We start from the raw sequence: 23,203 nt of genomic DNA, 5'->3' as shown, positions 1-23,203 counted from the left end.
TTCCTACATTTTAGGAAGGGCCTTGGACAAGATAAAGATTGCAACTAGAAGAGATAAACGAGGGTATAAAATATACCACTCACGAACCCTTAGGACGAGCGAGACCAGAATAACACCTAGCCAGCCAAGGATATCTTCTAAAAAATGCAAGCTAAGCAGGATTTCGGTAGCTGCCTGACCTGAATTGACAATGAAACTGACGGCAAGATTAATCACAATAGCAAAGATTCCTAAAACAAGTGTCCCTTGGCTATCAACAGTAGGAGGATGCCACAATTTTGGAAAATTAATGAGGACGACACCAACCGACCCCTCCTATTAAGACAAGACCCGTGAGTAAGGCACTCAATAATCGGAAGCTATGATTCCCAATGGTAAATTGGTTGTCTTTTGGCCGATGGGCATAGCAATCAAGCCAGGCAGATAAACCAATAGCTAAAGCATCTCCAAAATTGTGAATGGCATCAGCCCAAACCGACCCCGAGAAAAAGAGGTAAGCAAAGATTATTTCAATCATAGCAAAGCCAAGATTAAGCCAGAAAACGAGCTGGATATTTCTAGAAGCTGTCATAGTGACCTCCTTTTTGTTATACTTAGGTGTGACCTCATCTTTATTATCTATGTTAAACGGAAAGGTTACTAGAATTAAACCACTAAAACTGTTCTTTGTTCTTTAGTTAATAAATTCTACAAAATGTCCCCGAATGATTTCTGATCGACGTGTACAAAAAAACAAGGTAAGTCATCTACACTGCCTTTTTAAACCTTTTGAATGCCAAGAGCTATGCCCGCATGACCGTTCAAGATGTTATTGACGTGGCGAATGTGGGACGGTCAACTTTTTATGCCCATTATGCAAGCAAAGAAGCGTTCCTAGAACAATTATGCCAAGAACTCTTTCATCATCTCTTTCACCAGCAACGAAAAATAGGTCTTGAAGATTATGTCAAACATATTTTAGGACATTTTAGGGACAATAAAGGCAGCGTTGCTAGTCTTCTAATAGCAAAAGAGCCTTATTTCTCCTAAAGCTAGGTGCAGAGTTAGAACATGATGTCTATCTACAACTAGTAGCCGCACGAGAAACACATGTCTCTAATGAGGTCGTTCTGAACGATGGTTCAAGCCAGTACCTACAAGAAGCACTGGCATAGACGTTCAATGACAGTCCAAACTATTATAAAGTGTTAGGAGCAAGTCAACTTAATCCAGCACCCTTTCCTAAAACAGGAGATATTTTATATAGTGGACTTGATGAGCTAGGAAGAACTCGCGCTGCCAGAGGAATGTTACCTACGAAAATGTAGCAGCGAGCTACGGCGTTAGACAATCGTTTGGTAAAAATCAAAACCCTTTAGGCTGGACAGGAAATCCTAACCATGTGAAATACAGGATTGAATGGTTAAATGGTTTAGCATACGAAGGTGATTTTTGGAACAGAAGTCCTTTGATTGCTGACAGTCTCGGTGGTGATGCTCTTATGGTCAATGCCATTACAGGTAGTCGAACTCAAAATGTCGGCGGACGTGATCAAAAAGGTTTTATGCGTTATACTGAACAAAAAGCTCAAGAATGGCTAGAGGCAAACCGAGATAGTTATCTCTACGATGAAGCAGCTCCAGTCTATCAGGGCGATGAATTAGTTCCACGAGCTGTTGTGGTATCTATGCAATCTTCTGATAAATCAATTGATGAAAAGTGTTGGTTTACAACACTGCTAATGGTTGGACCATTAACTATAACGACGGTACTGTCGCTCAATAATAAACTCTAAAAAGTCAAACCTCTGCTCACCAGGTTTGACTTTTTGTAGCAAATGAGAAATTCGTTTACTTATAAAAAATAAAGAAAATAGAGGTAGGCTGTATCACCAGAGGGATCTGTAGCTTTTTTTAAAGAGGGGGAACGCTGCAACTTCCCTAACGTCGTTAACCATATCAGTGGGGGGAATTCAAAAGTTAAATTATCAAACATATTGACAACTATTTTAACGAGTGATATCATTAACTAGTTAACAACTGGTTAATTTTTTCTTTTTAAAGGAGTTTTATGAAAAAATATGTCTCACTCATGGCTCTGGTCACGAGTTTATTAGTGGTTACTGGTTGCGGAAAGGCAGCCAAACCCAAGCAACAGGACAAGGGAATGACTGTTGTTACTAGTTTTTATCCAATTTATGCCATGACCAAAGAAGTGTCGGGTGATTTAAATGATGTTAGAATGATCCAATCAGGCGCAGGTATTCATTCCTTTGAGCCGTCAGTTAATGATGTGGCAGCCATCTATGATGCGGATTTATTTGTTTACCATTCGCATACTCTAGAATCTTGGGCGCGCGACTTGGATTCCAACTTAAAGAAATCTACGGTTGATGTGTTCGAAGCATCAAAACCATTGACTTTGGAAAGAGTAACAGGGCTAGAAGATATGGAAGTCACAGATGGTATTGACCCAGCAACTCTTTATGACCCCCATACTTGGACGGACCCTATCCTGGTTGGCGAAGAAGCCCTCAATATCGCTAAAGAATTGAGCCGCTTAGACCCTAAACATAAAGCCTATTACACTAAAAATGCTAAAGCTTTCAATCAGAAAGCGGAGCGGTTGGCAGATGTCTATGGTAAAAAATTTAAAAAGGTCACCTCAAAAACGTTTGTCACCCAGCATACGGCTTTTTCTTATTTGGCAAAGCGGTTTGGTTTGAAGCAGTTAGGGATTTCGGGAATTTCACCAGAGCAAGAACCCTCTCCTCGTCAATTAAGTGAAATCCAAGATTTTGTCAAAGAATATAAGGTTAAGACCATTTTCGCAGAAGACAATGTTAGTCCAAAGATTGCCCATGCCATTGCGAAGTCAACTGGAGCTAAGGTCAAAACCTTAAGTCCACTAGAAGCAGCTCCAAGCGGAGATAAGTCCTATTTGGATAACCTTCAAGCCAACATGGAAGTTCTTTATCAACAATTAAAGTAAAGGGAGATGACAAGTGAAAAAGAAATATATTTACATCAGTTCAGTAGCCGCTATTTTACTAGCTAGTCATATTGGGAGTTACCAACTTGGTAAACATCAAGCTGACTCGGCTACCAAAGACAATGCAATTGCCTATATTGATGGTGGAAAAACCAAGGCTAAGGCACCTAAAGCAGATAAAACCCCTGACCAAATTAGTCAGGAAGAAGGCATTTCGGCAGAGCAAATTGTGGTTAAAATTACCGATCAAGGTTATGTAACGTCACATGGTGATCACTACCATTACTACAATGGTAAAGTTCCTTACAATGCCATTATCAGCGAAGAATTGTTGATGACAGATCCTAATTACCATTTCAACCAATCTGATGTTGTGAATGAGATTTTAGATGGTTATGTGATTAAAGTGGATGGTAAGTATTACGTTTACCTCAAACCAGGAAGCAAACGTAAGAACATTCGGACTAAGCAGCAAATAGCAGAGCAAGTTGCCAAAGGGACTAAGGAAGCTAAGGAAAAAGGGTTAGCCCAAATTACCCACCTCAGCAAGTCAGAGGCTGAAGCAGTAAATGAAGCCAGAAAAGAGGGCCGTTATACTACTGATGATGGTTATATCTTTAGTCCGACAGATGTCATTGATGATATGGGAGATGCTTATTTAGTGCCGCATGGAAGTCATTTCCACTACATTCCTAAAAAAGATTTATCTCCAAGTGAATTGGCAGCGGCCCAAGCCTATTGGAGCCAAAAACAAGGCGTAGCTGCTAAGCCAACTGGTTATCGCCCTGCTCCGATGCCAAATCCGGGGATCACACCAAATCCTGGATCTCTGCCAACAACTGGTGGTGATTACCCAGCAACTCCTATCCCAAATGGGACTTCACCAGTTGCAGGGAACCCAAGTGCAGCCTTTCATGGGAAATCCTTTACAGAACTGTTAAACCAATTGCATGGTTTGGACAAAAAATATCGTCATGTTGAAGAAGACGGACTTATTTTTGAACCAACTCAGGTGACAAAGGCCAATGAATTTGGTTATGTGATTCCTCATGGTGACCACTATCATATTATTCCAAGAAGCCAATTATCAGCTCTTGAAATCACCTTGGCTGACCGTTACCTTGCAGGAGAAACCCAAGACAATACTACTAACAAACCCAAACCAGCAGAACAGTCTCATTCTGATAAAGAAGTTTTTCATAACTTCCTTGGTCATCGTATTAAAGCTTACGGCAAAGGGTTAGATGGCAAACCTTATGATACGAGCGATGCTTATGTCTTTAGCAAGGAATCCATTGATTCCGTTGACAAATCAGGAGTGACAGCTAAACACGGTAATCATTTCCACTACATGGGATTTGGAGAACTTGAGCAAAGTGAATTGGACCAAGTTGCTGATTGGTTAAAAGCTAAGGGCCAAGCAGATACGATTGCAGCATCCCTAAGTCAATCAGAAGGTAAAGAAACAATGCTCTTTGATGCCAAGAAAGTTAGCCGTAAGGTGACTAACGGTGGCAAAATTGGCTATATGATGATAAAAGACGGCAAGGATTATTTTTATGATCGTGACCATCTAGACTTAACTCAAATTGCTTTTGCTGAACAAGAGCTAATGTTGAAAGACAAAGACCATTATCGCTATGATATTGTTAAGACAGCTATTGAACCAAAACTTGCTGTAGAAGTATCAAGCTTACCAATGCATGCTGGAAATGCTAGCTATGATACAGGTAGTTCATTTGTTATTCCTCATATCGACCACATTCACGTGGTTCCTTATTCATGGTTAAATAGTGACCAAATTGCAACTATTAAATATGTGATGCAGCATCCTGAAGCACGTCCTAATATTTGGTCTAATCCAGGACACGAAGAAGTTGGAACAGTAATTGCTAATGTCACTCCTGCTGACAAACGTGCTGGTATGGAAAATTGGCAAATTATTCACTCTGCTGAGGAAGTTCAAAAAGCGATTGCAGAAGGCCGCTTTGCAACACCAGATGGTTATATTTTTGATCCACAAGATGTTTTAGCTAAGGGAACTGTTGTCTGGAAAAATGGTTCGTTTAGTATTCCAAGGGCAAAGGGAAAATCCCTTAGAACCTTTTATAAAGAAGATTTAACAGAGACTGAATGGTTAAAAGCTCAAGAATTATTGGCTCGGAAAAAAGCTGTGTCAGCTTCAGATGTGGAAAAAGGAGATAATTCACCAACAACACCAGTACCTACTGCGCCAGCTAATACCCCGGAATCAAGCATAGATAAGATGGAAGAAATAGACGAGCCAAAATCTTTCATTGACAGTCTGCCAGATTATGGTTTGGATAAGGCAACTTTAGAAGACCATGTCAATCAATTAGCTAAAAAGGCAAATATTGACCCTAAATACTTAATTTTCTTACCAGAAGGTGTTCAATTCTATGACCAGACAGGAGCTATCGTCTTGTACGATATTAAAACCCTTGAAAAAATTAAATAGGCTTTGTTGGTTAGTATCAAATAAAGATGATGTAAAGTTCGTTAGCTATGTATATTCTTGTCTATAAAAAGACTACAGATTAACTTTTTAATATGTGCGTAGTTTGTCACTTCAGTATTGATAGAGTAATATAATTTTAATATTGTAACTAGTTAAGAGTAACAGTAAAATCAAGCAATTATTTTCTTGTTAAGTTATAATAGAAATATATATTTATAATAAAATGAGGATTTTTAGTTCTTCTTAGACTAGATCAATCGTAAAGGAGTGAATAAATAATGACAGGAAAACAAAAATTGTTACTAATCTTTTTAAGTCTTGGGTTTATTTCATTACTCGTGGGTTGTTCAATGTTACAAGATATGAGTGATTTTAAGGAAAAGAACTTTGAGACAAAGAAAGAAGCTCAACAGTTGATTACAAATGGATGGATTCCTAAAGAAATACCTCAAAATGCTAGTCATATACAGGTTGTATATAACATTGATACAAATGTTGTCAATGGTCGGTTTGACAGTAAGCCTAGAGAAATAAAAAAACTGTTAAGTACTCTGAGTAAAACATCTTCGACTAGATTTCAGACGGAAACAAAGGCACTAACTTCAGAATATAGGAAAGTAAGTGTAGCTATATCAAAAAAACCTTCTGATTATTATCAAAATGAGGACTATATATTTGTCGTAAAGAATCACCGGGTGTACTTTTTTAGACGTATTAAATAGATGATTAAAGTTAGTTTTCATTAAATGAAATGATTTTGTTTTTACTTATCTAAATATTTAACTAGCTTTGACAGATGTAACAAAAATTTTTAGTGCTAGAAATTAGCTATTTGGAAACTAGTAAAAAGAATCTGGGATAAAAAGGATAGGCTCCCCTTATAGTAGACAGTGAAAAAACAAAAATTCACTAGAAACTATAAGGGGAGTTTTCGTACTGAAAAGGCAATACTTTTCTGTACAGATTTTATAAAGTGCTTTTTTCTAAATGACTAAACGTTTAGTCATGGGTGTCTGGTAGTTGAGGTAGCTGTGAATGCGGTGGTGATTCCACCAGTGGACAAATTCCATTTTGAAAGCACGATAGGTACTTTCAGAGACGGCATTGTCGTATGGACAACCTGCTTGACTAAGAGAGCGGGGATTCTGAAGGCTTTCAACATGTCATCAATCAAAGTATGATCAAACGCCTTCCCACGATCTGAATGGAATAGCTTGACCTTGATCAGAGCGTAAGGGATGCTCTGAATCGCTTGTTTGACCAATTCTGCGGTATTGTACCAACCAACTGACAGACCGATGATTTCACGATTGAAGAGATTAATAATCAAGCAAACATAAGCCCAGCCATTACCGACACGAACGTAGGTTAAGTCTGTCACTAAAGCTTTTAGAGGCTTTTCTTGATGAAATTGTCTGGCTAAGTGATTAGGAATAGCTGCCTCATTCTTCCCTTTTGAATATGGCTTGAAGGCTGCTTTCTGATAAACGGATACTAAGTTGAATCTGTGCATGATGCGACGAATCCGACGATGAGATAGCTGGATGCCTTCATTTTCCAAACATTTCTTGATTTTCCTAGCCCCGTATCTGGCCTTACTTTCGAGAAAAATAGCTTTGATATTTTTTTCAAGTTCCGCTTCAGAGACTGGTTTAACAGCCTTGTAGTAATAGCTAGAACAAGGAATCTTAAACCAACGACACATGGCTGAAATGCTATATTTGTCTTTGTTAGCAGTGATTACTTCTCTTTTCGTGCCATAATCACCGCCGCTTGCTTTAAGATGTCTAACGCATTTCAAGCTCTCTGTTTCGTTTTCTGAGCTTAATCAACTCTCGTTGGTTATCACTTAGATTATCAATTGACTTAAATGATCCAGTTGTTTTTGCCTGATGAGCCCCCTTATCGAAGGTTGATGGGGTCAACTCGTATTTTTTAATAAGCTCACTTCGTTTCATACCAGCCTGGTGGAGGTCAACGATTTCTTGCTTAAAGTCTTAGGTGAAATGGCGACGTATTTTTTAGTCATATCTTTTCTCCTATTTTCTTTAGTGTAGAACACTTTATAAGACTGTCTAGTTTAGTGTAACCTATTCAGATACATAAACTATAGCATTTTACCTCGATTCCTTAAGTTGACTCCATTATATTACTATATAGTATTAAAATCAAGTGTTTCCCATTAAAGTAGTTGATTATTATCGAACGGTTTTGGTGAGAGAGGGAGATTTATGGTAGAATAAACTCAAAATGGTAATGGAATAGCGGGAAAACAGCAGCTAAGTACACTTAGAAGCGAGGCTACAGATGGATCTTTACACACCAGTTGTTGACAAACTGACAGACTTAGGGATTGCGTTTGAGGTTGTTGAGCATGAACCTGCCTTGACCACAGAACAAGCAGACAGCTTTATCGAAGGTATTGACGGTGTTCGCACGAAGACCATGTTTTTGACCAATAAAAAGAAAACATAGTATTATTTACTGATTATGGTTGATCAAAAACAACTGGATATGGACCGCTTCAAGGAGTTAGCAGGGGCAAATAGAATTCGGATGGCATCAGCAGATAGCCTCTATGATAAAATGCTTCTTCCACCAGGCGTGGTTTCACCATTTGGACTGTTAAATAATAGAGATAAGGATATCTTGGTCTATATTGACCACGACATCATGCCAGAAAAACGCATGAGTTTCCATCCAAATACCCCGGATTTGGTAAGGTTTATAGAGTCATTAGGATATGACGTGCATGTGATCAATTTGTAGTAGATTAAGAAAAAAGAAAAGCCTATATCACTAAAATGGAACGTTAGTGATATGGGCTTTTTAGTCGTTTTTACGAGAATGGTGCATAGATTGGATGGTTAAAAACTTTCTTAAATTTAGAAGACTCTTTAACAGTTTTTATAGTGGCTTCTCATCAGTAGGTGGAGTGTATTCTAAAAGATCACCAGGTTGGCAGTCTAGTACTTTGCAAATTTTTGAGAGCGTTCCAAATCGAATTCCTTTAGCTTTTCCTGTTCTCAAAATAGATAAATTAGCTTCTGTAATGCCTATTTTCTCAGCTAATTCTTTTGAAGTTATTCCTTTAGCTTTTAAAAGGCTATCTAAGGTTACGTGGATATTATCCATATTAAATAATACTTTCTGAATCATCTTTTGACAGTTTGCCATTTTTAAAAATCAAATAACCAGAGAAGGCACAAATGGCAATAATAATATTAGTCAAGTAACTTCCATGTGAGAAGTCGAAAAGGCTACTCATATCGTTCAGGTTAAAATAAGTTTGAATAAGATTAATGCTGAGTTGTAGTAGAACGATAAAGATGTTAAAAAGGCAAATTTTTAAACTATTTTGACTATTACTGGTCGTAAAATAAGTATTCTGGCTAAGGTTGGTCATAATATATCGAAAATACTTTGCTGAAAAGCTATGGCATAATAAAATAAGGATGGCTACAACAAGGGTGTATATGGTAAAACCTAGGACTAGAGGCTGATTTAAATCAATTCCTATCTTAAGTTCCGTAATACTATCTTTGAAAGCAATCGTAAAGAAAATGCCTATGAATACAAAAAATGTACAGATAAGAAATAAATACTGTAAAAAAGTAGCACAGATAGCTAAAAAACGAAAGACAGTTTTTTCCATAAGGACACCTCTATTATTGTTTTACGATAATTTATTTTCCAAAATTATTATAAAACAATAATTTTTATTTGTAAAGAAGTTTTTAGACAATATATCTGTTTATTTTCTATCCCCTACCTTTAAAGGCACGCTCTGCCATGCGTTGGATTTTTATGGTGGAATTGTTCTGATAGATGACGCCGTTTACCAAGGCACCGTGAGCATATAAATTGGGCATGACGCCATATTTTGGCGATAGAACTTGCGCTGTTTCTGGTAAAATGGTAAGTCCGCCCTGAGCATCTAGTTGACAAAGGCGCTGATTGATGAGTGATTGGAGAAGAGGTGTTGCTGATGAGAGATTAGCGGGTGTCAAGTGATAGCCAGTTGCATTGATGATGCGATTGACAAAAAACTTATCTGTCTTAGTAATGATCGTAAATCCCTGATCAGTCGATGTGATATTTGAAACATCATCAATCGTCGTTAGTCTATTTTGCTTGAAAGCCTCTAACAGTACTTTAGCAGAATCATCTGGCATGGGATTGCGCAAGTTGACAATGGCTTTTCCATAAGTCTCTTGATAAGCTTTGCGATCATCTAAGGACATGTAGGGCCACAAATCAGTCAACCAGACCGTTATTCTTGAGGCTAGTTGCTGTAAAAGATAAAGCTCTTTAGGATGTTCAACGGCTAAAGCAATGCCCTCTTGACCTGGAGCTAAAACCTGTTTAGTTGCCTCTTTCCAACTCTTAAAACCCAGTGCTTGTAACTCGCTTGACAACAAGTTGTCAAAGGTAGTCAAAGTAAAGGAATGCTCAGCTTGGGTGAGCAGTTGGTTGAGCGTTTCGTCTGTGAAAAACTGCCAATCAATGACAGGCCCCTCTAAAATACGCACTGTTGGAAAAACGTTTGACCGAGAAAAAGCTTGAATAGAAGCTTTTGTATCACTGACAAGCCATTTAATCACATCAATGGCAGCCAGCCCTGTCCCGATGACAGCAACCATCTGCCCATCAAACTCATCTCTGGCAAATTGTTTCAGAGGGTAGGGATCAGCATGGTAGCCAGGAACCCCTTCTAGTTCATAAGGGTCTAACACCGGTAAGGCCCCACAAGCAAGATGAATCTCATCAAAAAAGACTGGCAAATTGTTAGGAGTTGCCCCTTCTTCCAGCTCTACTTGCCACTGTTGCTGCTGAGGGAAATAATGGATGTCCTCAACTCTAGATGTTACAACCTTAACAGGAAGTTGGTTTAACAGGGATTTTGCTCTCTCAGATAAATACTTTCCGTAAAGAGCTCTTGCGACATAAGATTGGTTAGTACTATAGCCATTTTCTCTTAACCATACCATGAAATCGCTCATGTTGCGATAATCAAACGAAATATCGTCAATAGGAGAATTTATCAAGGCCAAGTCCACATCTTCTTGAAAAGGAATCCCTTTCCCAAAGTGGTGAGAATCATCAAAACAGAGAATCTCCATACTCGCTAAAACGTCTTCTGACTGATGAGAAAGGGCCAGCAAAACAGCCAAACCACTCACTCCCATGCCTACAATCCCAATTGTTTTTTTCACCAAATCATCCTCCTTACTCTTATCATAGCACAAAAATAGAATTGCCAGCGGATAAAGCCTGATTTTTACTAAAAGTTGTCTCTGTTACCCTCTCTATTAGAAGTGACAAAGACCGTTAACGAATGCGCCTTAATCCATCATTTTCAAGCTCAAACACCTTTTGACAGACCTCATCAATAAAACACTGGTCATGCGATACACTGATAATGGCACCGGGGTATTCTCTTAGTAGCTGTCGAATCAAAGGTTGACTTGTTGGTGAAAAGTGCCTTGTCGGTTCGTCTAATATGAGGATGGGATACTTGGCTAATACCATTTTGGCAAGGAAAAGCTTGCCCTGTTGCCCACCAGATAAGTTTCCAATAGGATGCCCAATTTCCTGCCGCGTGAATTGTAAACTAGCTAAGAGTGTTCTGATTTCCGTCGAAGAAGATGAACTAGCGTGATCAGATAAAAACGTTAGTGCTGTTTGGTCGAGATTGAGATCCTCAGCATAGGTTTGAGGCATAAAGCCAACAGGATACTGACGAGATAAGTCGTTTAGGATGATGCTTAGAAGATTACTTTTTCCAATGCCATTTGCTCCTGTGATGACTAGTTTGTCTTGTCCCCAAATCGTTAGGTCAATACTTTGGTAAGTAAAGGGAACAAGTTGCTCTTCCCACTTTAAAATCACTTTGTTTGAGGCGAGTGGGTGAATATCGGAAAAGAAAAGGTTAATACGGTCTGGGTTTTCAGGAATATCGTGAAATCCTTGTCTTTCTTTTTCATACCGTTTTTCCTGTGATAAGACATTTTTAAGTTTTTTGGCTAACAAGCGACCTGCCACATCGTTTTTAGTATGTCGGAGTTGATGCTCAACGCTTTGATGAATACGATGACTTTTTGCTAATTTAGCAGCATGCTCTGAACGTTCCTTGAGGGCTAACTGGGTTTGCCGTTCAAAGGTTTCCTGTCGCCAGGTTTTATAACTGTCATAACTGCCTTTGAAATAAGTAGCGCGTGGTTCTTGCCGTTTTTTAAGCAATTCTAGATGAAGGATAGCAGTTGCGGTTTGACTGAGAAAATGTTCATCGTGGGAGATGAAAATAACCGTCTGTTGCGTTTTTGCGATAAACTGAGCTAACCAATTTAGCGAGTCCAAATCGAGATTGTTGGGAGGTTCATCTAAAAAGAGGCAGTCAGGTTGATTGGCTAAAAGAGTTAACAGGTAGAGTTTGAGCTGTTGACCGCCAGAGAGGTCCTTGAGGTGTAAATTTTCTTTGAGCATAGGCTCAATTGCCAAATGAAACTGCTGGGCTAGCTGGTAAAAAACGTTAAAATCAACGGTATTATTATCAAGATCAGTATAAATGAAGTCGGCAACCGTCATATCTAATTCGTGTTGTGGAATGATCTGTGGCAGATAAGCTACTCGGTCAAACTCTAACTGAACCTGACCAGACAGAGTGGCATAGTCGTTAATCAGTTCAGGATCAAGGAATGCCTGGAGTAAGGTAGACTTCCCTGTGCCTTCATAGCCGATAATGGCCATTTTATCCCCCGGCTGAACCTTAAACGTTACATCTTTGACCAAGTTCTTTAAATCTTTGTGGTGGGTTAAGGTTATCATTGTGGTTTTCAGCATAATTGCCTCGCTTTCTCTAACAAAAAATCTCCCTACCTTAACAAGTAGAGAGATAGAGAGTTTCTTTATTAGACGTCGCTAAAAAAGGATAATGAATCCTGTTTGTTTTAAAAAAGAAGCACACTAAAAACACTAAACTTGATAAGGTTATCAATAGATGTGTTCTTAGTTGTCCATGGCTCCTTAACCTCCGTGTAATGACTACCTTCATTCTAGCACTTGTTAAAAAGGGTGTCAAACGATGACAAACAAGGCGTCTAGGAACTCGCCACTTTAGTGGATATAATAATCTTGTAATTTAGCCTTATTGAGACGATAGGTGGATTGACCAATTTTTTCAATATAGTTTTCGTCCTGAAAATCCTTAAGGACTTGTAGGAGGTGACGGTAACTCGTTCCAAGATAATCAACCACATTAACGTGTTTCTCGGAGTAGACAGCCTTGTGTGACATGTCAATCATAAAAGTCGCCAGACGATATTTCAAATCATAGCTTTGATTCTTCACAAAATGATGCGTCCTATCCAATAATTTTTTTCCAATAAAACGGTTCAGTTCGATTAAAAACTGCTTATCTGAAAAGAGATGGTTTTCCACAAGGTTTTTGGGAATAGCCAGAACACAGGTCTCACCAATAGAAATAACCTGTTTTGTTTCCTCCTCGATTCCTAAAAAAGTGAGTTCACCAATCCAATCATTCGCACTTAGGAAATGAATAAAAATGTCCTTACCATGTTCGGTAGAGTGATAAATTTTCGCGCGCCCATCAAGAATGTAATAAAGATGAGTGAGTGTTTGATTCGCCTTAATAATAGCAGTGTTATGCTGGAAAATCTGAACACGGCTTTTGGCAATAACCTCTTTTGAGACGAGGCTATAGATGGATTCAGTCATATTTCCCTCCTAACTATGAGATATCTCATAGTTATTATACGAGAATTTGTCTAAAATAACAGAAAAGGAGGATGAGATGGTAAAAAAAGTTTTCTTATCACTAGGATGTTACCTGTTGATAGCATTTGGTATTAGCTTGACCATAAAAGCAGCTATTGGAGTTAGTAGTTTTAATGCCTTAAATGTTGCCTTGTCAGAATGGAGTCATCTAGAAGTAGGAACAGTGACAGGTTGTTTAAATGGTTTTTTTCTTGTTGTGAGTTATTTGTTGGATGATAAAAAGAGTAAAAAAGAGTACAGCCTGATGATCTTATCTATCTGCTGCTTGAGTTATGCAATCAATCTTTTTGTCTATGGGATGTTTCCCTATTTGAAGGTAACATCTTATGGGGTAAAACTCTGCCTTTTTCTCGTAGGGATTTGTCTAGCAGGATACGGCACAGGGAAAATACTCTATTATGGAGTGTTAACTTTTCCAATAGAAAAATGTTGTCAGCTATTGGAATACAGGCTGCAAAAGCCATTTTCTTATTTTAGGTATGGCATTGACATGATTTGTGTCACTTTGTCGCTGTTGATTTCATTGACCGCTCAATTACCCCTATTTGTGAGAGAAGGCACGATTATCAGTTTAGTGTTATTATCTTATGTGATAGGAAAAGCAAAAGAATAAGGAGACATTATGGAAACAGTAGTAACATATGAAAAGCAAGGAATGTTACCAAAGGTTGATAAGTATATTTTGTTATCAACATCACCTCGAAGAAAAGACTTATTAACCTTTTTAAACCCAGAGATCATGTCTGTTTATGTTGATGAAAGGGCCATTCAAGACCACTATATGAAGGTCTTTAACGACGAGCCATTTTTAATGAGAGCTGCAAAATCTTGCTGCGAATTAGCAAAAGCCAAATCACAAACAACCATCGCAAAAGGGGCCCTTTACCTGTCAGCAGATACCATTATTGTTTCGGAAGACCGTGTATGTCATAAACCACAAACAACAGCAGAAGCAGTGGCTACCCTACGGTCCTATTTTGGAAAGAGTCATTATGCGGTGACAGGTGTCTGCTTAAAAGCAAAAGACTATCAGGAAGTGTTTTATACATTGGCTAAAATAGATTTTGTGGATTATTATGATGCTTTAGATGAAGCCATAACCACATATGTGTCTCGATATCAGCCCTTTGATAAGGCAGGTGCCTATAGTATCAGAGACATTGACCCTCGATTTATTAAAGGCATAACAGGTGATATGAATACCATCCTTGGTCTTCCGGTTGCAGAATTATCACAGAGACTTTTTGGGAAAATAGGAGAAACGATCAAATAGTAACAGCTAAAAACGCTAAGACCCTAGGGCCTTAGCGTTTGTCTTGGTAGCATACGACTTGGTAATGAGGGATAAAGTTTCAGTTAGCTGACTGATAAAGCGTCCGATCCCATCTTAAAGAAAAAATGTTATCTGTGGATGAGAGAGAGGGCTAGCGACTGTAAAAAGGCTAGTTTTCCTCTTTCTTTATGGGGTTCCTTGGCTATTTGCTGTGCAAAATCAATAACAGGTTGGGGTGCCTCGTACTTGTTCAGCACAAGATACCAAGAAATATCATTGCTTAACCTCGCGAGTGCATCTCGCTCCCCTTCTTCCATTGATGCTCTAGCTTTTAAAAAGATTTTTACTAGGGCATTATTATATCGTATATCATCAGTCGTTAAGATAGTGTCAATCTGTTTTACCCATTCAGTGACGTCTTTGTTTTTCAATATGGTAAAGCTCCTCTCCAAAGTCTTTATAGTGGTGTCATCGTCTATCAATCGTTCAACTGTTCATGATTGGCTAGACCGTTTAATGCTATTATATCATAGCAGTAGGTGTAGGTGCTTTTAAGGACCAAAAGTGAGGTGTTTTGGTGACTGGGGTCACTCATTTTACGGCTAGTATGTCCAACCGCATTGTTGTTAACTGGCTTTGGAGAGGTGTTTAACATGATAAAAAAATCCTGGTTATCTCATATTGTTTCCCGAAAAAGATTGCTATATAATGATAGTGTACGATTACGTTTTCAAAACTTAAGGGGGGATTATCTTATGAAACAAATAAAGAGTATATCGTTACTAAGATTGGTTAAATTATGTCAGTTAGTGTTGCTTATATTAAGTGCATATCTTTCTGCAGCTCACTTTGGGATGTTAATAAGTAGTCTTCCGCTTATTCTGTGTTTCCTATTGGAATTGTTTGTTCCCCGTGATTATAAGTGGGGATTTGCTGGAAGAAAAAATGTTTTTCTAACGAACGTTAGTCCTCATATTGAAAATACTGTTTTATTGGTGCTGGTAGTATTATTATCCGCACTTGCTGTTTCCTTTACTTTTTAAATGTGACCTTGTATAAGTCTTTTGAGATATAACAGTAAATTAGGAACCTATACTATCAAGAAGAGAAATGAGATGACAACACTACTTTATTTTATTCGCCATACTGAGCCAAACTATGACAATCATGATGATGTCACTCGTGAGCTAACTGAGAAGGGCATAGTAGCCAGTCAAGCATTAATTGAAGCATTTGCGTCAATTCCAATTGATAAATGCTACAGTAGTCCTTATAAACGTTCCATTGACACAATTCTTCCCTTGGCAAATAGTAGAAGCAAAAGTATTACGACACTGACAGATTTGCGAGAACGTAAACTTTCTGATGAATGGGTCAAAGATTTCAATGAAATAGCTCAAAAACAGTGGGAGGATTTCAACTTTAAACTACCAAATGGTGAAAGTTTAAAAGAAGTCCAAGAAAGAAATATTAAAGCGCTCAATCATATTTTATCTGAATCCAAAAATCAAACGGTAGTCATTGGTACACATGGGACGGCATTGTCAACCATCATTAATTATTATAAACCAGAATTTAGGTATGAAGCCTTTAATGCTATTAAGCATGTCTTTCCATGGGTGGTGAGTTTTGAATTTGAAGGGGAAGCACTTAAGGAGATTAGGTATTAGTTTAGGAACAGGGAAATCGTTATAAAAAATAGCCCGGGTTACCCGTGGCTATTTAGTTTTGCACTCTAATTAGTTGATCGTATTCATATAGTGACTTAGCTGCTTTTGATTTGTTAAGACAATGGTTTTATGAGAGTATTTTTGGACAACGGATTGGTATTTTTTTAACTGGTTTCTTGAACGCCCATCTAATAGAATCCATTTCACAAACGCAACGTCAAATTTTTCCTGACAGTTGTCAGCCATATCAGGACGCGTTTTTCCCCTATAGTTTAAATAACGCTTAAATGCTCGATAGACACAATGAAACCGACTGAAATTAACATAGATAATGTAATCAGCTTCACTCATGCGCTCTTCATAGAGACAATTGGCATAATTCCCCTCAATAATCCAATCTTGTTTGAGCAGGCATGTTGATAAATCAGCTATCATGTCATGATCTGACCGTTCTTGCCAGTTCGACGAGAAGTGTAGTTGGTCTAAATGGAATACCTCACAATGGTAATGTTGGCCTAAAAATCGTGCTAAGGTTGACTTTCCAGAGCCACTATGTCCAATGATGGCAATTTTCAATGGATACCTCCTAAAAATGACGTATGAAATGACTATAAAGGGTATGAAATGTGTTTAGATTAGTTTCTTGATGAGATGCGTGTCATCATAAAATTGATAACCATGTTTAGGATAAAACCGATAAGACTCAAACCATTGTTCTTTAGGTTGACCTAAGTGGATACGAACATGACTCTTGCCGATTTTCCTTAGATAATCTTCTGCAAACGTCAGAAGTTGACTGCCAATGCCTTGATGTTTTAAGCTTGGTTTGATGAAGAGACGGTGCAAGAAGACCTCATTTGTTTTGGGAATAGAAGAATAAGCGATTGAGCCAATAACACGACTTTCTTCATTGACCGCTAGCCAAAAACAATCCCCTTTTTCCAAATAACTTGTTTCAATTGTCAAAAGATCCGGGTTAATACTGGGAATTCTCCCTAAGGCATTTTTTGCTTCCAAGACCATAAAAATGAAGTCATCTCTGTAATTTCCGTTGTACTCAATTATTTTCATAACAGTCTCCACCTTAATCTTAAGTGCTTCAATTGATATCATACCATAAAAAATTACTGTGGGGATAACGGATAGGAAAAATACTCTGTAGACAAGAAAGGCTTATAGGAAAGGCTTTTTTTCGTTTTTATGCTCCCCTTACAGGATGGAACAAAGTGCGGATCTAATATAACAACTGATGTTATTAATACCTCAAAACAGAGACAAACCCCGTTTTCGACTCAACAAGCATGAACAGTTCTGCGGATGTGACATCCGATTTCCTATTTCTGCGAGTGGAACGAGCCAAACCAGATGTTTTTGCCGTGGTAAAAGTGGTGTTAATACTGACTTTGACGGCACTCGGAAATTTTGAGACCCATAAGGTATGGTATTCCAAAGGAAGTCTCTGCCGTCATTTAGTGCCGTTTGAAACTTATTATACGATTTTCTTCAATCATATAACATTGATCACAAAGTTTTTCTAACATAGCAAAGTCATGACTAATAACAATGAGACCTATCTGCCGATCTTTTACAATTTGTATTAGACTTTTCCATACAGTGGCTTGAGTGATACTATCCAACATAGTAGTCATTTCATCTGCAATAAGGTATTTAGTCTCTGGATGTAATGAACGCACAATCGAAAAGCGTTGTAATTCCCCTCCTGATAGTTCACCAGGACGACGATTTAGCCATTTTTCTTGAATGCCAAAAGCATCTCGCAAATCTTGACTTGGATAGTAGGCTTCTTCCAAACTTTTTTTCATAGGCCATAAAGGATTCATGGTTTGTTCAGGATGTTGTTGGATAAGTTGTACAGGTCTAAATGCTTTGTTAGGCAAATGACTGCCATCAACTAATACTTCACCAGATTTAGGCTGCAAAAAACCGGCAAGCACTCTGGATAAACTCGTTTTTCCACAACCACTTTGTCCAAATATCCCTAAGATTTGACCAGATGCTACCTCTAAATCAATCTCCTTAAAAAGCCATTGATCTTTTTTATGATAAAAGCCAAGCTTTTTAGCCTCTAAGGTCATGAGTAACTCCTTTCAAAAAGTCTTGCTGAGGGAGTGTGCGCCATAAACGTCTCGCAAATTCTGTTTGTAATTGCTCCCCACCTCCGCTAAAAAAGCTAGCTGGGGCTGTTTCAATAGCTTTTCCCTCTTTAAAAATAGTTATACGATCCGCAATTTGACTAGCTGCTACAATATCATGAGTGATAAATATGACGCTTATTCCTTTATCTGCAAAAGAGCGTAGTTGATCTAAAACCATTTGCAGAGCATCTGGATGTAATCCAGGGGTGGGCTCATCTGCAATAATCAAAGAAACCGTATCACTAATACACGTTGTAAACAAAACACGTCGGAGCATCCCGCCAGAAAGTTGGAAAGGATACAAGTCACCATCACTTTCTTTTAAACCAAACTGTTGAAACAATCCTTCTTGAGTAGCCTTAGCATTTTCTGAGATACCCAAGCGCACTTGATGCTTGACTTTCATAGATGGATCTAAATAATTAACGGATTGTGGAATCAACGTCATTTCTTTTCCTCGCAACTGTTTGATGCGTTTAGAAGTTAGTGATTGACCACGATAAATCATATCTCCTGTTACAGCTGCATTTTTAGGAAGAATATCCATAATAGCATGTGCTAATAAACTCTTGCCTGAACCACTAGCACCTATAATAGCTAATAACTCACCTTTTTTAACTTCTAAATTCAGCGCTTGGAGCGGTGTGGATTGAAATGGTTTTAAAAATCTTCCGTATTGAGTGAAGGTGATGGAGAGGTCTTTAATGCTTAATAATGTTTCTGTCATATCTCTACCTCCTAAAAATGATCCGTTTGAGGGTAAAAGAGTTTCTTTAAAGATTCTCCGATAGTATCAAATGCATTGACAACCAAAATAAGATAAAGGCCTGGAAAAATCACCAACCACCAATTGCCAAGAGAGATATGCTTAGCTGCCTCTGACAAAATGATACCAACCGAAGGTTGCTCGGCAGAGAGTCCAAATCCTAAGAAAGTCATGGATGCTTCATGCAGTATGACGTGCGGAAATAAGAGGATAAACCCAATGAAAATTTGAGAAGCAATCAAAGGCAGGATATGATGCCTCACAATATAATAAGGCGTTTTTCCCATGCTTTTAGAGAGCTGGACAAAGGATTTATTCTTTAGATCATAGACTTCATTGCGGATAAGCCTTGCTAGAGAGGGCCAATGGGTAACAGCTGTTGCAATGATAACCCCTTGAGCCCCTTTCCCAACAACAAAAGAAATGAGAATCATAAAAATCAAATGAGGCATACCAATAAACAAATCAACCAACCAGGCTATTATTTTATCAATAAGGCTATTTCCTAGACCTGCAAGCACTCCAAAAACGGTCGCAAGAAAGACTCCCATAAGGGCACCTAATAAGCCGACTTGTAAAGAGAAGTAAAGGCCTTTAATCGTTCTGACAAACATATCCCTACCTAAACCATCTGTCCCAAAAAGATGGTTTAAGGAAGGAGCGAGGTTGCGTAAAGCTGCATTGGTTTCCAAAGGTGTCCTATAGAAATAAAGGTTTAAGGCTAGAATACTAAGAATGAGAGAAATGGCGATACCTAGTTGGCATAAAATAATAGTTCGACGTTTCAATATCATACTTTTCTCCTTAACTGTGGATTGATTATGCTATTTAAAATATCCGCAATAAGATTGCCCGCAAAAACGAACAATGTTCCTATCATCACGATAGCTAGAAGTAGCGGTGTATCGCTTTTGAGCCCTGCTTCAGTGAGGGTTGACCCCAAGCCAGGATATGAGAAAACTTGCTCAGCAAGAACAGATCCTCCAAACAATTCTCCAAAATATGAAAAATGTAGTGTAATGGCTGGTACGATAGCATTTCTAAGACAATGATTTTTAAAAATTTGCCATTCTGTTTCCCCACGCGCTCTGGCAAATAAGACATATTCACTAGAGAGCACAGACAACATCTTAGTTCTAGTGTGAAGAGTTACATTAGCAATGCCTAAAATGCTTAGTGTGAAAACAGGTAACATAAGGTGCTTAATACGATCAGCTAACGTAATATCTTGACTCAAAGTACCTATCGGAGAAGAAATACCAATAGGGAACCAACCCAACTGGACAGAAAAAATCAGTAAAAAAATGAGTCCAATCCAAAAAGTTGGTACTGATATTTGAAGGTAAGAAAACCACCTTACAACTCGGTCAAGTAATTTCCCTTGATGAAAAGCTGATAAAGTTCCTAAGATAAATCCGATAAGTCCCGATAAGACCCAAGAGAGTCCCATAAGTATGAAAGAAGCCCCTGCCCGCGATTTAATAATATCAATAACAGGTTGCCGATAAACGAGCGAGGTTCCTAAATGTCCCTGTATAACATTTTTTAACCAAATAAAATACTGGACTGGAGCTGGCTTATCCAAGCCATAGTAGTGAGCAATTGCTTTGTACTGAACAGGGGTTAGTGACGTATCATAATTGACACTTGCCATGACTGGATCGACTGGTGATTGTTTTAGTAAAATAAAGGTCAAAATAGATACTCCAAAAACGAGTGTCAAACACCTAAGTATCTTCCAGATAACTACAGTAGTAATATGTTTCACAGATAAATCTCCTTAATTGTTAAAAAAGGAGTCGAGGAAACCATTCACACCATAAAGTGTATATTGTTTTCTCTGACTCCAAACTTAAAGTTGCCTATGTTAACTAAACTCGTTACTTAGCAGATTCATCCCAAGTCCATTCAGCAATATTAGTTAGTAATGACCAATCATGACCATGACTATGGACACCTTGTTTACCTACATTGATACGTTTATCACCAATATAAGTATGGTTAAGGCTCACCAACCATACATTTGGTAAATCTCCAAGAGTGGAAGCACCTGTTTTGCCATCCCACTGAGCTAACTTCCAATATTTGTTAGCTTTGTCAAGGTCAGAAGATGTCATTGCTTTGTCAAGGTACTTAGTCACAGTAGGGTTGTTATAAAAAGTAATATTGGTCCAACCTTTACCAGCTAAACTTGGATGATGTGATTCATAAAATTGTTGTGCATGATGACGTCCTCCTGCATAAAGTAGGGCTGAATCGTGTGACTTAGTTGCCATTTCATCCCAGTTACTAGCCTTGAGTTTAATATTAATACCTAAGGCTTTAGCTTGTTCCGCGACTTCAACGGCTAAGTTTGCTCGTAATTGGTCGTTAGTAGGGTAGTAAAGGTCAAATTCCGCTTTGAGATTTCCTTTTTTACGGCTACCGTCTGCTTGTTCTTTCCATCCAGCTTTTGTCAGAAGTTGCTTAGCTTTAGCTATTTTATTATCTTTAATTGCTGTTTTTGGATTCCAAAATGGTGTTCTATCAATAATTGAATAAGCTGGCTTACCATAACCATTTAAAACAGTATCCAGAACTTTTTGTCTATTTAAACCAATAGTCAAGGCTTTTCTGATTGCTGGATCACTAGTGACATCATTTCCTACTGGATAACCGTCTGGTGAATTTTTCACAACACCTTTCTTCACATAGGGTAGTGATAACCCACGAACATCATTTGAAGAAATATCTAGAAGACGAGTTCCTTTAACTTTCTTACTAGCAAGTTCTGGCGTTGCGTAGATCATATCAACATCGCCAGATTCTAAAGCCGCTAGCGCTGTGTTTTCGTCAAGTAATACCCAAGTCCACTTTTTAAAATAAGGTTTCTTGCCACGCCAATACGGATTGCGAACAAAGATAGCTTGCTCTCCAGCTTTATATTCTTTTACCATGTAAGGTCCTGAACCGATTGGGTTACTCTTATACCTATCATTGTAATGTTTTTTAGGAACGATTGGGATTTCAGTCAACTGTGCTGTAAATGTCGAATGCGCCTCAGTCAAATGAATATTTATCTGGTTCTTCCCAACTACTTCAACATCCTTGATAAAGGTTAAATCCCAAGCTTTTCCATCTGCTTTCAACATATCATAAGTAAACTTGACATCATCAGCAGTAACAGACTCACCATTGGAGAATTTAAAATCATCATTTAAGTCGAACGACCACGTTATACCATCCTTAGAGATTTTATATTTTTTAGCAAGTTCTCCTTTTATGTCTAGGTCAGGAGAACGTTTCAATAAAGTACTATGAGTAATATTACCTTCATTATGGATACCATAACGGTCCTTTGGATCAAATTCATGAGGGAGCTTAGCCCCCATAGAAACAACCAATTCATCTTTTGGTCGTTGCTTCCGGCTACGATCTTTTGGTTGAGAATTGTGTTGATGACATGCAGCTAAAGAAAAACTAGTCAGAGCCAACGTAACAACAGAGAAATATTTTAGATATTTTGACACTATAAAATCTCCTTATTTCTAATTGATAAATAATATTTTAATAACATAACCTCATTATAACAATAGACAAATATGAAGGCAATTATTTAACCAGTTAATTAGAATTTTCGTTATTTTTGGAATGTAACTTTTAACCCGCGAAAAAATGGTGGCGATTTCTATTTAGATTAAAGAAAAAGAACCTTTCCAACATATTATGATTGGCTGACATGTTTATAAAGGAGCTTAAGGATAATATAAAGTAGTGCTAAGAGAAGAAGTTAATATGTTATAAGAAAAAAGTTATGGCTGTCTTTTTTTGACGTTGCATTGCATTTAAAGTATGTAAATCCTAATTTGTAAAATTAAGCTAGACAGAAAAAAAGCCATCTATGTTAGGCTCAGATAAACACCACATTTGTCTGAAAGGAACTAACATAAATGACCTATACTCATCTTACCACAACCGAGCTTGTAATGATAGAGGCTTATTACAAAGAAGGAATAACTGTTAGCAATATTTGTCAATCCCTCAAAAGATCAAGACAAACAATTTATAAGGTCATTGCTTATCTCAAGGCTGGTCACACTGCCTATGATTACT

Annotated in this window: 22 protein-coding genes and 4 pseudogenes; 10 read left to right on the top strand and 16 right to left on the bottom strand. The window is 38.0% G+C overall.

The features are described 5' to 3' along the window. Positions 1 to 3 precede the first annotated feature (3 nt). Both ACYTR8_RS01710 and ACYTR8_RS01705 read right to left on the bottom strand, forming a co-directional pair. Positions 4 to 276, bottom strand: a complete 273-nt coding sequence (locus ACYTR8_RS01710; RefSeq protein WP_479641567.1) for a cation efflux transmembrane domain-containing protein — start codon at positions 274 to 276, stop codon at positions 4 to 6. 10 nt (positions 277 to 286) lie between these two features. Then, positions 287 to 571, bottom strand: coding sequence for a cation efflux transmembrane domain-containing protein (locus ACYTR8_RS01705; protein WP_231871995.1), 285 nt, complete (start codon positions 569 to 571; stop codon positions 287 to 289). Positions 572 to 792: 221 nt separating this feature from the next. Here ACYTR8_RS01705 and ACYTR8_RS01700 point away from each other — a divergent pair, with 221 nt between their 5' ends. From ACYTR8_RS01700 to ACYTR8_RS01680, 5 genes and pseudogenes are all read left to right on the top strand, one after another. After that, positions 793 to 1,029, top strand: coding sequence for a TetR/AcrR family transcriptional regulator (locus ACYTR8_RS01700; protein WP_231871996.1), 237 nt, complete (start codon positions 793 to 795; stop codon positions 1,027 to 1,029). A 47-nt stretch (positions 1,030 to 1,076) separates the two neighbouring features. Further along, positions 1,077 to 1,764 (top strand): annotated as a pseudogene (locus tag ACYTR8_RS01695) (DNA/RNA non-specific endonuclease); the annotation flags it as partial. A 285-nt stretch (positions 1,765 to 2,049) separates the two neighbouring features. Next, positions 2,050 to 2,970, top strand: a complete 921-nt coding sequence (locus ACYTR8_RS01690) for a metal ABC transporter substrate-binding protein (RefSeq protein WP_111714890.1) — start codon at positions 2,050 to 2,052, stop codon at positions 2,968 to 2,970. A 13-nt stretch (positions 2,971 to 2,983) separates the two neighbouring features. Then, positions 2,984 to 5,449 carry a pneumococcal-type histidine triad protein gene (locus tag ACYTR8_RS01685; RefSeq protein ID WP_443597602.1) on the top strand — a complete coding sequence of 822 codons (2,466 nt, stop codon included), beginning with the start codon at positions 2,984 to 2,986 and terminating at the stop codon, positions 5,447 to 5,449. A 278-nt stretch (positions 5,450 to 5,727) separates the two neighbouring features. Further along, positions 5,728 to 6,171, top strand: coding sequence for a YbbD-related protein (locus ACYTR8_RS01680; protein WP_111714895.1), 444 nt, complete (start codon positions 5,728 to 5,730; stop codon positions 6,169 to 6,171). A gap of 261 nt (positions 6,172 to 6,432) precedes the next feature. Here the strand turns inward: ACYTR8_RS01680 and ACYTR8_RS01675 are convergent. After that, positions 6,433 to 7,431: pseudogene (locus ACYTR8_RS01675) on the bottom strand (IS3 family transposase). Between the two features lie 325 nt (positions 7,432 to 7,756). Between ACYTR8_RS01675 and ACYTR8_RS01670 the strand changes: the two are divergent. After that, positions 7,757 to 8,218: pseudogene (locus tag ACYTR8_RS01670) on the top strand (YbaK/EbsC family protein). A 138-nt stretch (positions 8,219 to 8,356) separates the two neighbouring features. Here the strand turns inward: ACYTR8_RS01670 and ACYTR8_RS01665 are convergent. The 5 genes from ACYTR8_RS01665 to ACYTR8_RS01645 all read right to left on the bottom strand — a co-directional run bounded on the left by ACYTR8_RS01665 (position 8,357) and on the right by ACYTR8_RS01645 (position 13,186). Continuing rightward, entirely contained in the window at positions 8,357 to 8,584 is a 228-nt protein-coding gene (locus tag ACYTR8_RS01665; protein ID WP_443597612.1) for a helix-turn-helix domain-containing protein, read from the bottom strand. A gap of 1 nt (position 8,585) precedes the next feature. Next, entirely contained in the window at positions 8,586 to 9,104 is a 519-nt protein-coding gene (locus tag ACYTR8_RS01660; protein ID WP_014611948.1) for a hypothetical protein, read from the bottom strand. 106 nt (positions 9,105 to 9,210) lie between these two features. Further along, on the bottom strand, positions 9,211 to 10,665 hold the full coding sequence (locus ACYTR8_RS01655; protein WP_479641566.1) for an FAD/NAD(P)-binding protein: 1,455 nt from the start codon (positions 10,663 to 10,665) through the stop codon (positions 9,211 to 9,213). A gap of 115 nt (positions 10,666 to 10,780) precedes the next feature. Beyond that, positions 10,781 to 12,292 (bottom strand): ATP-binding cassette domain-containing protein, encoded by a 1,512-nt coding sequence (locus tag ACYTR8_RS01650; protein WP_479641565.1) that lies wholly within the window; start codon positions 12,290 to 12,292, stop codon positions 10,781 to 10,783. Between the two features lie 273 nt (positions 12,293 to 12,565). Further along, complete coding sequence (locus ACYTR8_RS01645) at positions 12,566 to 13,186, bottom strand: cyclic nucleotide-binding domain-containing protein (RefSeq protein WP_111714902.1); 621 nt, start codon at positions 13,184 to 13,186, stop codon at positions 12,566 to 12,568. Between the two features lie 76 nt (positions 13,187 to 13,262). Here ACYTR8_RS01645 and ACYTR8_RS01640 point away from each other — a divergent pair, with 76 nt between their 5' ends. Together ACYTR8_RS01640 and ACYTR8_RS01635 are read left to right on the top strand one after the other, a co-directional pair. Next, complete coding sequence (locus tag ACYTR8_RS01640) at positions 13,263 to 13,859, top strand: YczE/YyaS/YitT family protein (RefSeq protein ID WP_269760804.1); 597 nt, start codon at positions 13,263 to 13,265, stop codon at positions 13,857 to 13,859. A 9-nt stretch (positions 13,860 to 13,868) separates the two neighbouring features. After that, a complete protein-coding gene (locus tag ACYTR8_RS01635; protein WP_111714908.1) occupies positions 13,869 to 14,519 on the top strand; it encodes a Maf family protein in 651 nt (216 codons plus the stop codon). Between the two features lie 128 nt (positions 14,520 to 14,647). Here ACYTR8_RS01635 and ACYTR8_RS01630 read toward each other — a convergent pair whose 3' ends face one another. After that, positions 14,648 to 14,950 carry a bacteriocin immunity protein gene (locus ACYTR8_RS01630; RefSeq protein WP_479641564.1) on the bottom strand — a complete coding sequence of 101 codons (303 nt, stop codon included), beginning with the start codon at positions 14,948 to 14,950 and terminating at the stop codon, positions 14,648 to 14,650. A 684-nt stretch (positions 14,951 to 15,634) separates the two neighbouring features. Here ACYTR8_RS01630 and ACYTR8_RS01625 point away from each other — a divergent pair. Next, complete coding sequence (locus ACYTR8_RS01625) at positions 15,635 to 16,189, top strand: histidine phosphatase family protein (protein ID WP_479641563.1); 555 nt, start codon at positions 15,635 to 15,637, stop codon at positions 16,187 to 16,189. 69 nt (positions 16,190 to 16,258) lie between these two features. On the opposite strand, the gene ACYTR8_RS01620 is transcribed toward ACYTR8_RS01625, so the two are convergent. From ACYTR8_RS01620 to ACYTR8_RS01590, 7 genes are all read right to left on the bottom strand, one after another. Beyond that, positions 16,259 to 16,765, bottom strand: a complete 507-nt coding sequence (locus ACYTR8_RS01620) for a DNA topology modulation protein (RefSeq protein ID WP_011529046.1) — start codon at positions 16,763 to 16,765, stop codon at positions 16,259 to 16,261. Between the two features lie 54 nt (positions 16,766 to 16,819). Further along, the gene (locus tag ACYTR8_RS01615) at positions 16,820 to 17,260 is read right to left on the bottom strand and encodes a GNAT family N-acetyltransferase (RefSeq protein ID WP_479641562.1); all 441 of its coding nucleotides are present in this window, start codon (positions 17,258 to 17,260) and stop codon (positions 16,820 to 16,822) included. Between the two features lie 398 nt (positions 17,261 to 17,658). Next, a complete protein-coding gene (locus ACYTR8_RS01610) occupies positions 17,659 to 18,285 on the bottom strand; it encodes an ABC transporter ATP-binding protein (protein ID WP_111714913.1) in 627 nt (208 codons plus the stop codon). Continuing rightward, positions 18,269 to 19,072 carry an ATP-binding cassette domain-containing protein gene (locus ACYTR8_RS01605; RefSeq protein WP_479641561.1) on the bottom strand — a complete coding sequence of 268 codons (804 nt, stop codon included), beginning with the start codon at positions 19,070 to 19,072 and terminating at the stop codon, positions 18,269 to 18,271. The genes ACYTR8_RS01610 and ACYTR8_RS01605 overlap by 17 nt, the downstream gene beginning before the upstream one ends. Positions 19,073 to 19,083: 11 nt before the next feature. Further along, positions 19,084 to 19,905, bottom strand: a complete 822-nt coding sequence (locus ACYTR8_RS01600) for an ABC transporter permease (RefSeq protein WP_111714918.1) — start codon at positions 19,903 to 19,905, stop codon at positions 19,084 to 19,086. Further along, entirely contained in the window at positions 19,902 to 20,879 is a 978-nt protein-coding gene (locus ACYTR8_RS01595; RefSeq protein WP_111714920.1) for an ABC transporter permease, read from the bottom strand. The genes ACYTR8_RS01600 and ACYTR8_RS01595 overlap by 4 nt, the downstream gene beginning before the upstream one ends. A 112-nt stretch (positions 20,880 to 20,991) precedes the next feature. Continuing rightward, complete coding sequence (locus tag ACYTR8_RS01590; RefSeq protein ID WP_111714923.1) at positions 20,992 to 22,620, bottom strand: ABC transporter substrate-binding protein; 1,629 nt, start codon at positions 22,618 to 22,620, stop codon at positions 20,992 to 20,994. Between the two features lie 420 nt (positions 22,621 to 23,040). On the opposite strand from ACYTR8_RS01590, the pseudogene ACYTR8_RS01585 reads away from it, so the two are divergent. After that, positions 23,041 to 23,203: pseudogene (locus tag ACYTR8_RS01585) on the top strand (IS30 family transposase); the annotation flags it as partial.

The organism is Streptococcus sp. F2 (assembly GCF_056500955.1).
This window is presented reverse-complemented; position numbering and strand designations above follow the sequence as displayed.

Excerpts from the sequence above, each read along its gene's own strand:
- ACYTR8_RS01690 (WP_111714890.1), top strand. The coding sequence starts at position 2,050 with ATGAAAAAATATGTCTCACTCATGGCTCTGGTCACGAGTTTATTAGTG.
- ACYTR8_RS01600 (WP_111714918.1), bottom strand. The coding sequence starts at position 19,905 with ATGATATTGAAACGTCGAACTATTATTTTATGCCAACTAGGTATCGCC.
- ACYTR8_RS01615 (WP_479641562.1), bottom strand. The coding sequence starts at position 17,260 with ATGAAAATAATTGAGTACAACGGAAATTACAGAGATGACTTCATTTTT.
- ACYTR8_RS01650 (WP_479641565.1), bottom strand. The coding sequence starts at position 12,292 with ATGCTGAAAACCACAATGATAACCTTAACCCACCACAAAGATTTAAAG.
- ACYTR8_RS01625 (WP_479641563.1), top strand. The coding sequence starts at position 15,635 with ATGACAACACTACTTTATTTTATTCGCCATACTGAGCCAAACTATGAC.
- ACYTR8_RS01610 (WP_111714913.1), bottom strand. The coding sequence starts at position 18,285 with ATGACCTTAGAGGCTAAAAAGCTTGGCTTTTATCATAAAAAAGATCAA.
- ACYTR8_RS01705 (WP_231871995.1), bottom strand. The coding sequence starts at position 571 with ATGACAGCTTCTAGAAATATCCAGCTCGTTTTCTGGCTTAATCTTGGC.
- ACYTR8_RS01700 (WP_231871996.1), top strand. The coding sequence starts at position 793 with ATGACCGTTCAAGATGTTATTGACGTGGCGAATGTGGGACGGTCAACT.
- ACYTR8_RS01660 (WP_014611948.1), bottom strand. The coding sequence starts at position 9,104 with ATGGAAAAAACTGTCTTTCGTTTTTTAGCTATCTGTGCTACTTTTTTA.
- ACYTR8_RS01680 (WP_111714895.1), top strand. The coding sequence starts at position 5,728 with ATGACAGGAAAACAAAAATTGTTACTAATCTTTTTAAGTCTTGGGTTT.
- ACYTR8_RS01635 (WP_111714908.1), top strand. The coding sequence starts at position 13,869 with ATGGAAACAGTAGTAACATATGAAAAGCAAGGAATGTTACCAAAGGTT.
- ACYTR8_RS01640 (WP_269760804.1), top strand. The coding sequence starts at position 13,263 with ATGGTAAAAAAAGTTTTCTTATCACTAGGATGTTACCTGTTGATAGCA.
- ACYTR8_RS01665 (WP_443597612.1), bottom strand. The coding sequence starts at position 8,584 with ATGGATAATATCCACGTAACCTTAGATAGCCTTTTAAAAGCTAAAGGA.
- ACYTR8_RS01645 (WP_111714902.1), bottom strand. The coding sequence starts at position 13,186 with ATGACTGAATCCATCTATAGCCTCGTCTCAAAAGAGGTTATTGCCAAA.
- ACYTR8_RS01605 (WP_479641561.1), bottom strand. The coding sequence starts at position 19,072 with ATGACAGAAACATTATTAAGCATTAAAGACCTCTCCATCACCTTCACT.